Origin of the sequence: Pseudomonas alkylphenolica (assembly GCF_004025535.1) — a bacterium.
GTDB classification, from domain to species: Bacteria; Pseudomonadota; Gammaproteobacteria; order Pseudomonadales; family Pseudomonadaceae; genus Aquipseudomonas; species Aquipseudomonas alkylphenolica_A.
In genome coordinates this window covers 433,880-446,500 of the sequence record NZ_QJRG01000047.1, presented here as the reverse complement: position 1 = coordinate 446,500, position 12,621 = coordinate 433,880, and the positions used below count along the sequence as shown (strand labels likewise).

The following is a 12,621-nucleotide window of genomic DNA, read 5'->3' as shown; positions in this document are numbered from 1 at the left end:
TTTTGAGCCATGATGAAACGCTACGAAAAATTCGCCGACGACATTGCCGAACTGATTCGCTCTGGGGTCCTGGGCCCCGGCCAGCGCGTACCGTCGGTGCGCTACGCCAGCCAGACCCACGGCGTCAGCCCATCCACGGTGTTCCAGGCCTACTACCTGCTGGAGCGCCGCGGGCTCATTCGGGCACGACCGCGCTCGGGCTATTTCGTCAATGCCCACGTACCCAGGCCGTTCAGCGAACCGCAGATCATCGAACAGGCCAGCGAGTCCACTGAAGTGGATGTCAGCGAACTGGTGTTCTCGATTCTCGACTCGATCAAGGACCCGCAAACCGTCGCCTTTGGCTCTGCCTTCCCCAGCCCCCACCTGTTCCCACTGCCACGTCTGGCCCGCTCCATCGCCAGCGCCAGCCGCGAGATGGACCCGCGTATGGTGGTCACCGACCTGTCGCCGGGTAACCCGCACTTGCGTCGTCAGATTGCCCTGCGTTACGTGGTCGGTGGTTTGATGCTGCCGATGGAAGAATTGCTGATCACCAACGGTGCGCTGGAGGCGCTCAACCTGTGCCTGCAGGCGGTGACCGAACCCGGTGATCTGGTGGCGATCGAAGCCCCGGCCTTCTACGCCTGCCTGCAAGTGCTCGAACGGCTCAAGCTCAAAGCGGTGGAGATCCCCGTGCACCCACGTGAAGGCATCGACCTTGGCGTTCTGGGGCAAACGCTGGCCAAGCACCCGGTCAAGGCCGTCTGGTGCATGACCAACTTCCAGAACCCGGTGGGCGCCAGCATGCCGGAGGAAAAAAAGCAGCAACTGGTCGAACTGCTGCGCCAGTATCAGGTGCCGCTGATCGAAGATGACGTCTATGCCGAACTGTACTACGCCGCGCAGGCGCCAAAGCCGGCCAAGGCCTTCGATACCGATGGCCTGGTGATGCACTGCGGTTCGTTTTCCAAGAGCCTGGCACCGGGTTACCGCATAGGCTGGGTCGCGGCCGGGCGCTATGCGCAGAAAATCGAACGACTGAAACTGATGACCTCGCTGTGTGCCTCGATGCCTGCGCAGGCGGCCATCGCCGACTACTTGCAGCACGGTGGCTACGATCGGCATCTGCGCAAACTGCGCTATGCCCTGGAAGAGCAACAGAACGCCATGCTGGCCGCGATTGCCCGGCACTTTCCGGCGCAGACCCGGGTCAGCCACCCCTCCGGTGGTTACTTCCTGTGGCTGGAACTGCCCGAGCAGATGGACTCGCTCAAGCTGTTCCAGATGGCCCTGGCACAAGGAATCAGCATCGCCCCCGGGCCGATCTTTTCGCCGACCCAACGCTTTCGCAACTGCATCCGCCTGAACTACGGCAGCCCGTGGACCGAGCAATCGGAAAAAGCCATGGAAACCCTGGGCCGGATTGTGCGCTCGTTTTAACCCGCTGACATTGTTCTGTTTCGCACGAGCGCTATATTGGTCCGTAACCCAGGCCGGAACGCCCCGATATGCCGCCGAGTGAACTTCAGTCCCTGCGCCAGCGACTTGACCTGCTGCAGCAGGAAAATACCCAACTCCTGTCCCAGCTTGCACAACAGCAAGGGTCGGCACAGCTGCATGCACATACCGAACAGGCGCTGTTCGAAGCGCAGCAGCGCTACCGTTTTCTGTTCGACACCATGGACGAGGGCTTCTGCATCATCGAGTTCTTCGATGGCCCCCATGGCCCGCTGAGCGATTACATCCATACCGAAGCCAATGCCGCCTACGCCAAACATGCCGGCATCGAAAATGTCGTGGGGCAAACGCTGCGCAAAATGGTGCCGGTAGAGGCCGATGACTGGATTGCCCGCTACCGTCCGGTGTTGATCACAGGAGAGCCGGTTCGCTTTGAACAGGAGCTTGTGGCCACCGGCCACTTTTTGAGTATCTGTGCGTTTCGCATGGAGCCGGCCGGGCATAATCAGGTCGCTGTATTGTTCCAGGATGTCACCGCGCGCAAACGCGCCGAAGCAGCACTCAACCGGCTCAATGAAAACCTGGAAATACGCGTCGCCAAGGCCGTGGCCGAGCGTAAAGTGCTTACCGATGTGGTGGAAGCCACACTGGCACAGATTCAGGTGGTGGGTAGTGACGGACGCTGGATGGCAATCAACAGCGCCGCGCGCGACGAGTTCCAGCGCATATTCGGCGTGGCACCAAAGGTCGGTGATGATCTTCTTGCGTGCATGCGCCATCGCCCCGAAGACAGCGCTCGCGGCATGGCGTTGTGGAATCGTGCCCTGCAAGGCCAAACCTTCACCGAAATCGACACCTTCAACGTAGGAGATCAGCCGCACCACTATGAACTTCGCTTCAGTGCGCTGCATGACAGCGAGGGGCTCCTGATCGGCGCCTATCTGTTTGCCTATGACATCAGCGAACGCGTCAGCGAGCAACAGCGGTTGCGCAAGGCTGAAGAAGCCTTGCGCCAATCACAGAAAATGGAGGCGGTAGGACAACTCACCGGCGGCATCGCCCATGACTTCAACAACTTGCTGACCGGTATCCTTGGCGCCCTGGAGATATCACAAAAGTTGCTCGCTAAAGGTCGACACGCAGAAATCGGCAGAATGCTGATGGCAGCCGAAGAAAGCTCACTTCGCGCGGCCTCATTGATCCAGCGGTTGCTGGCATTTTCACGACGCCAGGCCCTGGAGCCACGCCCTACCGATATCAATCGCCTGGTGACAGGCATGGAAGACCTGATCCGGCGCAGTGTCGGGCCGCACATTGAGGTCAAGGTCATCGGCAGCACGGCGCGCTGGCTGAGCAACATTGATCCACCGCAACTGGAAAGCGCCCTGCTCAACCTGTGCATCAACGCCCGCGACGCCTTGCAAGAGGGTGGGCAGATGATTGTCGAAACCAGCACGATGGACCTGGATGAAAAGGCGGCTGCCGTCCTCGAACTGCCAGCGGGGCAGTACCTCAGGCTGACGGTCAGCGATACCGGCACAGGCATGTCGGCCAGCGTACAAACCCGCGCGTTCGACCCTTTCTTCACCACCAAACCGCCAGGTCAGGGAACCGGGCTCGGCTTATCGATGGTGTATGGGTTTGTACGGCAATCCGGCGGTCAGGTGCGCCTGCAGTCCGCCCCCGGGCATGGCACGCATGTTCATCTGTATCTGCCACGCATCCACACTGCGGCGCTGGACGCAACGCCCCTGGAACCTGTAACCGAGCCGGCGAACGGGCAACGCCGCAAAACGGTGATGCTGGTGGACGACGAGGCCGCCGTGCGCCTTTTGGTTAGCGAAGTGCTTGGCGACCTGGGGCATACCGTCCTGACGTTCAGCGATGGCCACAGTGCCCTGCAGGTCCTTGAAAGTGAAACGGTCATTGACCTGTTGATAAGCGACGTCGGCATGCCGGGCATCAATGGCCATCAGTTGGTCAACGCCGCCCGCAAGCTGCGCCCCGGGCTTAAAGTGCTGTTCATTACCGGGTACTCGGAACACTCGGTGTTCGGCGATAACCTGTTCGATCACTCCACGCGGGTACTGACCAAACCCTTCGGCTTCGACACCCTGACCCAACGCATCGCACAGATGCTCGACTGAGCGGCATGCCTGGGCCGGGTCAGCGCCCTCCGCCGAGATCGATAAAGCTGCCGGTGGAATACGAAGCCTTGTCGGACAACAGCCAGATAATGGCTTCGGCCACCTCTTCGGCTTGACCACCCCGCCCCATGGGAATGCTCGACTCAAGTTTGCTGACACGGTGCGGGTCACCGCTGAGCGCATGGAAATCGGTAAAGATGTAGCCGGGGCGTACGCCGTTGACACGCACCCCCTGATCGGCGACCTCCTTGGCCAGTCCCAACGTGAAGGTGTCCAATGCTCCTTTGGACGCTGCGTAGTCGACATACTCGTTGGGCGAGCCCAACCGGGCAGCCACCGACGACACGTTGACGATGCTGCCACCCTGGCCACCGTGGCGTGTCGACATGCGCAGCAATGCATGCTTGCTGCACAGCATCGGCCCGACCACATTGGTTTTCATCAACTTGAGCAGGCGAAATTCCGACATCTGCTCGAGCGGGCTCTTCTGGCCAATGGTGCCGGCATTGTTGACCAGCGCGGTGACCGGCCCCAGCTCGGCATCGACGCGCTGGAACAACTGGATGATCTCGTCTTCGACACTGACATCGGCCTTGACCGCGATGGCCTCGGCCCCCAGCTCACGCACCTCGGCCAGCACCCGTTGGGCAGCCTGATCATCGCTCACGTAGTTGATACAGATCCGATAGCCTTCACGCGCGGCCAGCCGTGCGGTTGCTGCACCAATACCGCGGCTGGCGCCGGTGATGACGATGACGTTATCCATGGATACTCCTTGCCCCCAGTGATGATTGCCATTCAAGGCTAACGCAGGACAACGGCTGCGCAAAGCCATACAACCATCAGGGTCACTGACAAATCTGTAATCTGGCACTCAGATAACTGACAGTCTGCACTCGCTAAGGTCGTGCCATTCTCGCTGATGGATTGGCACCGACATGCTTGCACACCCGACCCGCCGCACCTTCGTCAAAGGCTTTGCCGCTGGCAGCGCCCTGGCCGGCCTTGGCCTCTGGCGCCTGCCCGCCTTTGCTGCCGAGTCACCACTGGGCCATGAACTCAGTGGGCGCGACTTCGAACTGTTCATCGGACAGACCCCGGTCAATATCACCGGCCGACCGCGCACGGCATTGACCATCAACAACAGCCTGCCCGGCCCGGTGCTGCGCTGGCGCGAAGGCGATACCGTGACGCTGCGCGTGCGCAATCGCCTGGACGAACCGACATCGTTGCACTGGCATGGCATTATCCTGCCGGCCAACATGGACGGCGTACCGGGATTGAGCTTTGCCGGCATCGAGCCCGGTGGCGACTACCTCTATCGCTTCACTCTCGAGCAAAGCGGCACCTACTGGTACCACAGTCATTCCGGCCTGCAGGAGCAGGCGGGGGTGTACGGGGCGATTGTCATCGATCCGAAAACCCCCGAGCCACATCACTACCAGCGTGACTATGTGTTGCTGTTCAGTGACTGGAGTGATCAGGCGCCAGAAGCGCTTATGGCCACACTGAAAAAGCAGTCCGACGCCTACAACTTCCACAAGCGCACCGTCGGCGACTTCATCAACGACGTTGCCGAACACGGCTGGTCGAAGACCCTGGCCGAACGCAAGGCCTGGGCCGCCATGCGCATGAGCCCTACCGACCTCGCCGACATCAGCGCGGCCACCTACACCTACCTGCTCAACGGCCAGCCACCCGATGGCAATTTCACTTGTCTGTTTCAGCCAGATGAAACCGTGCGTTTGCGCCTGATCAACGGCTCGGCCATGAGCTATTTCGATTTTCGCATTCCTGGTTTGAAGCTGACCGTGATCGCCGCTGACGGCCAGCCGGTAAAGCCGGTCAACGTTGATGAACTGCGCATCGCCGTGGCCGAAACCTACGACGTGCTGGTGCAGGTGGGCGATCTGCCCGCCTACACCCTGTATGCGCAAAGCATGGACCGCACCGGTTACGCCCGCGGCACCCTGGCACGCCGCCCTGGCCTTGAAGCCCCCGTGCCGCAACCCGACCCGCGACCAGTGCTGACCATGGCCGATATGGGCCACGGCGGCATGGATGCCATGGGTGGCATGGACCATAGCCAGATGGGCGCAATGGACCACGCCGGGATGGCCGGGATGGGTGGCATGGGTCGCATGCAACAACACCCGGCCAGTGAAACCGGCAATCCACTGGTCGACATGCAGACCATGTCGCCCAAACCGAACCTCGCCGACCCTGGCATTGGCCTGCGCAACAACGGCCGCCGGGTGCTGACCTACGCCGACCTGAAAAGCACCTTCGCCGACCCCGACGGCCGCGAACCCTCACGCGAGATCGAACTGCACCTGACCGGTCATATGGAACGCTTTGCCTGGTCGTTCAATGGCATCAAATTCTCCGACGCCGAACCGTTGCGCCTGCGTTATGGCGAACGCCTGCGCATCACCCTGGTCAACGACACGATGATGGCCCACCCGATCCACCTGCACGGGCTGTGGAGCGACCTTGAGGATGAGCACGGGCGCTTTCAGGTGCGCAAACACACCCTCGACATTCCACCCGGCAGCCGACGCAGTTACCGCGTCAGTGCCGACGCCCTGGGCCGCTGGGCCTACCACTGCCACCTGCTCTACCACATGGAAATGGGCATGTTCCGCGAGGTACGCGTCGATGAATGAAGCACTCAACCGCCCCCTGCTCGGCAGCCTGGCACTGCTCGCCCTGCTGGTCAGTGAAGACGTACGGGCGCAGGAGATGGATCATGGCGCGATGAACCACGGTGCCATGGATCACAGCACCATGGGCCACGGGCAAATGCAGGAAGCCCCGCGCACGCCGTTGCGGCCGATCAGCGACGCCGACCGCCGCGCCGCCTTCCCGCCCCTGCCCGGTCATCAGGTGCATGATCGGCAGGTCAACTGGGCGGTGATCGTCGAGCAGCTTGAGTATCAAAACTTCGAGAGCAGCAGCGCTCTGAACTGGAACGCCAATGCCTGGATCGGTGGCGATATCGACCGACTCTGGCTGCGCACCGAAGGCGAGCGCGAGCAGGGCGTCACCCATAAAGCCGAACTGCAAGCGCTCTGGGGTCATGCCATCAGCCCCTGGTGGGAACTGGTCGGCGGCCTGCGCCAGGATTTCAAGCCGGCCAGCGGCCAGGCCTGGGCAGCGTTCGGCATTCAGGGTACGCCGCTGTATGGCCTGGAACTGGAAGCCACAGCCTATGTCGGAGAGCGGCAACAGACCGCGCTGCGCCTGGAGAGCAGTTACGCTATCCTGCTGACCAATCGCTGGATACTCGAACCCTCGCTGGAAGCTAACCTCTACGGTCGCAACGATGCCTCGCGCGATCAGGGTGCGGGTCTAGCAGACAGTGAAATCGGCCTGCGCCTGCGTTACGAGATCACCCGCGGCTTCGCCCCCTACCTGGGCGTCAGCTTCAACCGCACTTACGGCAATACCGCCGAACAGCTGCGAGATGATGACGGCGATATCAGCCAGACCCGCGTGCTCGCGGGTGTGCGGCTGCGTTTCTGAATTGGAGAATCACCATGCTGAGCAAGAAAATCATCGCCTTTGGCCTGCTGGCCCTGAGCACCCTGGCCCAGGCCGGGCAAACCATCGACGTATACCGTGACCCGAACTGTGGCTGCTGCAAGGCCTGGATCAGCCACTTGCGCGACAACGGCTTCACCGTCAACGACCATGAAGAAGCCAACATGAGCGCGGTCAAGCAGCGCCTGGGTGTCGCCCCTCGCCTGGCTTCGTGCCACACCGGGGTGATCGACGGCAAGTTTGTCGAAGGCCACGTACCGGCCGAACAGATCAAGCTGTTGGCCAAGCGCCCGGACCTGCGTGGCCTGGCCGTACCGGGCATGCCGATGGGCTCGCCAGGCATGGAAATGGGTGATCACAAGGACGCCTACAAGGTCATCGGCCTGACCCAGGATGGCAAGGACGAAGTGGTCGCCAGTTACTGATCCGCTCGGCATGTTGAGTGAATGGGCGCTGTTCTTCAGCGCCTTTGGCGCCGCGACCCTGTTGCCGCTGCAATCGGAGGCGGTGCTGGTCGGCCTGCTGGTGCGCGAACCGCAAGCTGTTGCCAGCCTGCTGCTGATTGCCACACTGGGCAATGTGCTGGGCTCGATCGTCAATTGGCTGCTAGGCCGAGGCATCGAACACTTGCGTGACCGCCGCTGGTTTCCCTTCAAGCAGGCGCAACTGGACAAAGCCCAGCAACGCTACCAGCGCTATGGCCAGTGGTCGTTGCTGCTGAGCTGGATGCCGGTGATCGGCGACCCGCTGACCCTGATTGCCGGGATCATGCGCGAACCCTTCTGGCGCTTCGTCATCCTGGTCACCATCGCCAAAGCCGGGCGTTATGCGGTGCTCGCCCTGCTGACCCTGGGCTGGATTGCCCACTGACCCGGCACAAACGGGTACAGTCCGAGGTCAAATCCATAGCCCGACACGGAGTGTGCCCATGCTGCGCTTGCCCGCCCTGGCCCTGAGCTGCCTGTTCGCCAGCAGCTCGTTTGCCGCCCAAGCCCCGACCTACGGCCAGCAACTCGAAGGCTTCGACTACCCTCACCCGCTCAAGCACTTCAGCTTCCAATCCCAGGGCCAGACCCTGCAAATGGGTTACATGGACGTTGCCGCCCGTGGCAATGCCAATGGCCGGACCGTGGTGCTGATGCACGGCAAGAACTTCTGCGCCGCGACCTGGGAAACCACTATCTACGCCTTGAGCCAGGCCGGATACCGGGTGATCGCCCCCGACCAGATCGGCTTTTGCACCTCCAGTAAACCCGTCCATTATCAGTACAGCTTCCAGCAACTGGCCGACAACACCCATGCCCTGCTGGCGCAACTGGGCGTGAACAAGAGCAGCCTGCTCGGCCACTCCACCGGCGGCATGCTTGCCACCCGCTATGCCCTGCTTTACCCGCAACAGGTCGAGCGCCTGGCGATGGTCAACCCGATCGGCCTGGAAGACTGGAAAGCGCTCGGTGTGCCCTACCGCACGGTGGATCAGTGGTACCAGCGCGAGCTGAAGCTCGATGCCGAAGGGGTGCGCAATTACGAGCGCAAGACCTACTACGACGGGCGCTGGAAGCCCGAGTACGAGCGTTGGGTGCAAATGCTCGTGGGCCTGAACCAGGGCCCAGGGCACGAGGCGGTGGCATGGAACTCGGCGCTGATCTACGACATGATTTTCACCCAGCCGGTGGTCTACGAGTTCAAGCACCTGCAGATGCCGACCCTGCTGTTGATTGGCGATGCCGATACCACTGCGATAGGCAGCGACATCGCTGCGCCTGAAGTAAAAGCCAGGTTGGGCCACTACAAGCAACTGGGCCAGCAGGTGGCCAAGACCATTCCCCAAGGCAGCCTGGTGGAATTTCCCGGTCTCGGCCATGCCCCACAGATCGAACAGCCGGAGCGCTTCCATAAGGCGCTGCTGGACTGGCTGGGCCGCTAACGCCCCCAGATCTGCGCTTCGGTCCAGCCCAGCTCGGCAAAGTCCTGGGCACGCAGGTGTGCTTCGTCCTCGCAGAAAAATTCATCCAGCTGCGGGGGCCGCACCGACGTCTCACTGAGCAGGGTATGCACCTGCCCACGGTGATGGATCTGGTGCTCGAACAGGTGTGACAACAGGCGCAGGCGCTGTTCGCGCTGGACCCAGTCGGGGCGCACGACGCTCACGTAACGTTGCAGCTGGTCATCGCGCAGCTGGCTGCAATAGGCAATCAGACGGTGATCGGCCTGGGCCTGCTCGGCATACAGTTCTTCACTGGTGGCATAGGGTTCTTGCGGCTGGAAAAAGCGTTCGCTGTCGGCTTCCGGTGCCTCGCCGCGTTGTTCGGACTCCAGGGCATTGAGGTAGAACCAATCGACCGTCAGGATGTGGTTGAGGGTCGCCTTGATCGAGCCAAAGAAACTGCAGCGCGGCTCCACGAACTCGTCCTGGCTCAATTGCAGGCAGGCCTTGTACAGCCTGTGGTTGGCCCAGCCGTTCTGGTAGGCCATGGTCAGCAAATGATGCGAAAGTGGCTGCATGATCGACTCCTTCAACAGAAGCGTTGCAGTTGCATCTCCCGCAGGCGGCTCAGGGTGCGCCGGAACGGGAACTCCAGATACCCTTGAGTGTAGAGCGCATCCAGCGCCACCTCGGCTTCCAGGTACAGGGCGATCCGACGGTCGTAGCATTCATCGACCAACGCGATGAAGCGCCGCACGCTGTCATCATGCACCGACAACTGCGGCAGCTCCCGGTCGCCAGCCACTACGCGACTGGCACCGTCTTCGGTGCCCCGGGCAATTCTGGCCTCGCGCTGACGGGCACCCAGGGCGGGTACTTCACCGACAAGAATGGCCTTGAAGTGATCGCACAGCACCATGAAGTCCATGGCGGCGAACGGCTGTTCACACAGGTCGGCGTAACGGCACCAGAGCACGGTGGCACTGCGCTGCACCACCATCAGCTGTCGTGCGCCGATCTGCAACGGCTGATCGGTGCAAGGCAGGTCTTCGCTCAAGCGCGCAAAGACTTCGCCAAGCACCTGCGGCTGCGCCGTGTCCCGCACCCAGTAACGCTGCTGGGCAGCGCCCGGATGCAGGCGATGATCCTGCTCGCCGGCCACTGCCACCACCTGCATGTGCCGCTCGATGGCGGCAATCGCCGGCATGAAGCGCTCACGGTTGAAGCCGTCGAAATAGAGCTGGTCAGGCGGTTGGTTGGAGGTGGCAACGATCACCACACCCGCTTCAAACAGTACCTGGAACAGCCGCCCGAGGATGATCGCGTCGCCGATATCGTTGACGAACAATTCGTCGAAACACAGCACCCGGATCTCTTCGGCCAACGACAAGGCCAACGCATGCAACGGGTCGGCTGTGCCATTGAGCTGGAACAGGCGCTGGTGAACCCAACGCATGAAGTGGTGAAAATGCTGACGCCGGGCAGGCACAGTGAGGCAGCCATGAAACTGGTCCATCAGCCAGGTCTTGCCACGCCCGACCGGGCCCCAGAGGTAAACGCCCTGCGGCGTTTCACCTTGCTGTAGCGCGAGAAAACACGCATTCAGCGCGTTGGCGGCCTGCAGCTGCGCGGGGTCGCTGACAAACCCGTCACGCTCGATGGCCTGCTGGTAGCGCCGAAGCGGAGACTGCTCTGTGAAGCAGGACATGGCAACGCCCGTGAAAAAACCGCCATTCTACGCGCAAATACTCTGGGCGGCTGTCCTATGCTGTGTATCCCTCCCTCACGCCGGGGTACGCCCATGCCTACCGATGAAACCGCTCTCCTGCAAAGCTGGCAGCACAATGCCGATGCCTGGATCGAGGCCATACGCTCGGGCAGCATTGAAAGCCGTCAGCAAGTCACCAACCAGGCGATCCTCTTGGCGGTGCTGGGCCGCCAACCCGGGCGCGTGCTCGACCTGGGCTGCGGTGAAGGCTGGCTGTTGCGTGCGCTCAGCGAACGGGGCATCGAGGCCGTCGGTGTTGACGGCGATGCCAGCTTGACCGCTGCCGCGCGCGCCGCAGGCGATGCGCCAGTGCACTGCGCGAGCTACGAGGCACTGGTCGAAGGCCAGGTCTACATTGGCAGCGGCTATGACCTGATCTGCGCAAATTTCTCCTTGCTGCACCAGGACATCATTCCGCTGCTCGCCGCCATGAACACCTTGCTCGCCCCCGGCGGCGCGCTGGTTATCCAGACCCTGCATCCCTGGAGCGTGGCGCAGAACAGCTACCAGGATGGCTGGCGCGAGGAAACCTTCGCCGGGCTTGCAGGGCAGTGGCGGCCGATGCCGTGGTACTTTCGCACCCTCTCAAGCTGGCTCAATGCGCTGGACATGGCAGGCTTACGGCTGGTCTCGCTGCAGGAACCGCAACACCCGCAAAGCCCGGTGCCGCAGTCCTTGCTGCTGGTGGCCGAACGCGCCTCAGGGCATTTATAAAATCCCGGTATAACTGCAATCGGCATTCAGCTACTTATCAAGGTAATCCACCACGCCTACGCTGACGGGCTCACCTATCGGAGATCCCCTTATGCAACTGCGAAAACTCGGCAGCAACGGCCCGCTCGTCTCAGCCCTTGGCTACGGCTGCATGGGGCTGGACTTCGGCTACGCCAACACTGTCAGCAAACAGCAAGGGGTTACCCTGATCCACCAGGCCGTAGAGCGCGGCGTTACCCTCTTCGACACCGCCGAGGCCTATGGCCCGTTCACCAATGAGGAAATGGTCGGCGAAGCACTGCGCCCGGTACGCGACCAGGTGGTGATCGCGACCAAATTCGGCTTCAACATTGTCGATGGCAAACTGGCCGGAATGAACAGCCGTCCCGAGCACATTCGCGAAGTGGCCGAAGCCTCGCTCAAACGCCTGGGCATTGAACAGATCGACCTGTTCTACCAGCACCGCGTCGACCCCAACGTGCCAATCGAGGAAGCAGCCGGAGCGGTCAAAGACCTGATCGCCGAAGGCAAGGTCAAGTATTTCGGGCTGTCAGAGCCAGGGGCGAATACGGTTCGCCGTGCCCATGCCGTGCAACCGGTCAGCGTTCTGCAAAACGAGTACTCGCTGTGGACCCGCGGTGTGGAAAGCAACGGCATCCTGCAGACCTGCGAGGACCTGAGCATCGGCCTGGTACCGTACAGCCCGCTGGGCAAAGGCTTCCTGACCGGCGCCATGAGCAAGGATACCCCCCTGGGAGAAGGCGATTTCCGTCAGTTGCTTCCGCGCTTCACACCAGAGGCCATGGCCAAGAACCAGGCCCTGATTGATCTGCTCAAGCGCATCGCCAGCGAGAAAGACGCCACCCCCGCGCAAATAGCGCTGGCCTGGCTGCTGATGCAAAAGCCCTGGATAGTGCCGATTCCCGGCACCACCAAACTGCATCGCCTGGAAGAAAACCTCGGCGCCGCCAACGTGCAACTGAGCACTGAGGAACTGGCCGGCATCGAGCAGGCCGCCGCAGCGATCCAGATTGAAGGCGAACGTTATCCCGAACAGCTGCTCGCCACCACGGGCCTGTAAA

Annotated in this window: 12 protein-coding genes; 9 read left to right on the top strand and 3 right to left on the bottom strand. The window is 61.8% G+C overall.

Annotated features, from left to right (window positions below):
- Positions 1-12: 12 nt before the first annotated feature.
- Both mapR and DM813_RS17330 read left to right on the top strand, forming a co-directional pair.
- Positions 13-1,422 (top strand): GntR family transcriptional regulator MpaR, encoded by a 1,410-nt coding sequence (mapR, locus tag DM813_RS17335; protein WP_128324610.1) that lies wholly within the window; start codon positions 13-15, stop codon positions 1,420-1,422.
- A gap of 68 nt (positions 1,423-1,490) precedes the next feature.
- Positions 1,491-3,587 (top strand): hybrid sensor histidine kinase/response regulator, encoded by a 2,097-nt coding sequence (locus DM813_RS17330; RefSeq protein ID WP_128324609.1) that lies wholly within the window; start codon positions 1,491-1,493, stop codon positions 3,585-3,587.
- Positions 3,588-3,606: 19 nt separating this feature from the next.
- Here DM813_RS17330 and DM813_RS17325 read toward each other — a convergent pair whose 3' ends face one another.
- Entirely contained in the window at positions 3,607-4,353 is a 747-nt protein-coding gene (locus DM813_RS17325; RefSeq protein ID WP_128324608.1) for an SDR family oxidoreductase, read from the bottom strand.
- A gap of 172 nt (positions 4,354-4,525) precedes the next feature.
- Between DM813_RS17325 and DM813_RS17320 the strand changes: the two genes are divergently transcribed.
- From DM813_RS17320 to DM813_RS17300, 5 genes are read left to right on the top strand one after another with little or no spacing between them, the layout of a single operon-like run.
- Positions 4,526-6,253 carry a copper resistance system multicopper oxidase gene (locus DM813_RS17320; protein ID WP_128324607.1) on the top strand — a complete coding sequence of 576 codons (1,728 nt, stop codon included), beginning with the start codon at positions 4,526-4,528 and terminating at the stop codon, positions 6,251-6,253.
- Positions 6,246-7,112: a copper resistance protein B gene (locus DM813_RS17315; protein WP_128324606.1), complete on the top strand. Its 867-nt coding sequence runs from the start codon at positions 6,246-6,248 to the stop codon at positions 7,110-7,112. Before DM813_RS17320 ends, DM813_RS17315 begins: the two co-directional genes overlap by 8 nt.
- A 14-nt stretch (positions 7,113-7,126) precedes the next feature.
- Entirely contained in the window at positions 7,127-7,555 is a 429-nt protein-coding gene (locus DM813_RS17310) for a DUF411 domain-containing protein (protein ID WP_128324605.1), read from the top strand.
- Positions 7,556-7,565: 10 nt separating this feature from the next.
- Positions 7,566-8,000, top strand: coding sequence for a YqaA family protein (locus DM813_RS17305; RefSeq protein WP_128324604.1), 435 nt, complete (start codon positions 7,566-7,568; stop codon positions 7,998-8,000).
- A gap of 58 nt (positions 8,001-8,058) precedes the next feature.
- Entirely contained in the window at positions 8,059-9,057 is a 999-nt protein-coding gene (locus tag DM813_RS17300) for an alpha/beta fold hydrolase (protein ID WP_128324603.1), read from the top strand.
- Here DM813_RS17300 and DM813_RS17295 read toward each other — a convergent pair.
- Positions 9,054-9,635, bottom strand: coding sequence for a DinB family protein (locus DM813_RS17295; protein ID WP_128324602.1), 582 nt, complete (start codon positions 9,633-9,635; stop codon positions 9,054-9,056). The two genes, DM813_RS17300 and DM813_RS17295, sit on opposite strands and share 4 nt — an antisense overlap.
- Positions 9,636-9,646: 11 nt before the next feature.
- Positions 9,647-10,765: a cell division protein ZapE gene (zapE, locus tag DM813_RS17290; protein WP_128324601.1), complete on the bottom strand. Its 1,119-nt coding sequence runs from the start codon at positions 10,763-10,765 to the stop codon at positions 9,647-9,649.
- A 93-nt stretch (positions 10,766-10,858) separates the two neighbouring features.
- On the opposite strand from zapE, the gene DM813_RS17285 reads away from it, so the two are divergent.
- Positions 10,859-11,539, top strand: coding sequence for a class I SAM-dependent methyltransferase (locus DM813_RS17285; RefSeq protein ID WP_128324600.1), 681 nt, complete (start codon positions 10,859-10,861; stop codon positions 11,537-11,539).
- A gap of 91 nt (positions 11,540-11,630) precedes the next feature.
- On the top strand, positions 11,631-12,620 hold the full coding sequence (locus DM813_RS17280; RefSeq protein WP_128324599.1) for an aldo/keto reductase: 990 nt from the start codon (positions 11,631-11,633) through the stop codon (positions 12,618-12,620).
- Position 12,621: the final 1 nt, after the last annotated feature.

Excerpts from the sequence above, each read along its gene's own strand:
- mapR (WP_128324610.1), top strand. The coding sequence starts at position 13 with ATGAAACGCTACGAAAAATTCGCCGACGACATTGCCGAACTGATTCGC.
- DM813_RS17330 (WP_128324609.1), top strand. The coding sequence starts at position 1,491 with ATGCCGCCGAGTGAACTTCAGTCCCTGCGCCAGCGACTTGACCTGCTG.
- DM813_RS17325 (WP_128324608.1), bottom strand. The coding sequence starts at position 4,353 with ATGGATAACGTCATCGTCATCACCGGCGCCAGCCGCGGTATTGGTGCA.
- DM813_RS17320 (WP_128324607.1), top strand. The coding sequence starts at position 4,526 with ATGCTTGCACACCCGACCCGCCGCACCTTCGTCAAAGGCTTTGCCGCT.
- DM813_RS17315 (WP_128324606.1), top strand. The coding sequence starts at position 6,246 with ATGAATGAAGCACTCAACCGCCCCCTGCTCGGCAGCCTGGCACTGCTC.
- DM813_RS17310 (WP_128324605.1), top strand. The coding sequence starts at position 7,127 with ATGCTGAGCAAGAAAATCATCGCCTTTGGCCTGCTGGCCCTGAGCACC.
- DM813_RS17305 (WP_128324604.1), top strand. The coding sequence starts at position 7,566 with ATGTTGAGTGAATGGGCGCTGTTCTTCAGCGCCTTTGGCGCCGCGACC.
- DM813_RS17300 (WP_128324603.1), top strand. The coding sequence starts at position 8,059 with ATGCTGCGCTTGCCCGCCCTGGCCCTGAGCTGCCTGTTCGCCAGCAGC.
- DM813_RS17295 (WP_128324602.1), bottom strand. The coding sequence starts at position 9,635 with ATGCAGCCACTTTCGCATCATTTGCTGACCATGGCCTACCAGAACGGC.
- zapE (WP_128324601.1), bottom strand. The coding sequence starts at position 10,765 with ATGTCCTGCTTCACAGAGCAGTCTCCGCTTCGGCGCTACCAGCAGGCC.
- DM813_RS17285 (WP_128324600.1), top strand. The coding sequence starts at position 10,859 with ATGCCTACCGATGAAACCGCTCTCCTGCAAAGCTGGCAGCACAATGCC.
- DM813_RS17280 (WP_128324599.1), top strand. The coding sequence starts at position 11,631 with ATGCAACTGCGAAAACTCGGCAGCAACGGCCCGCTCGTCTCAGCCCTT.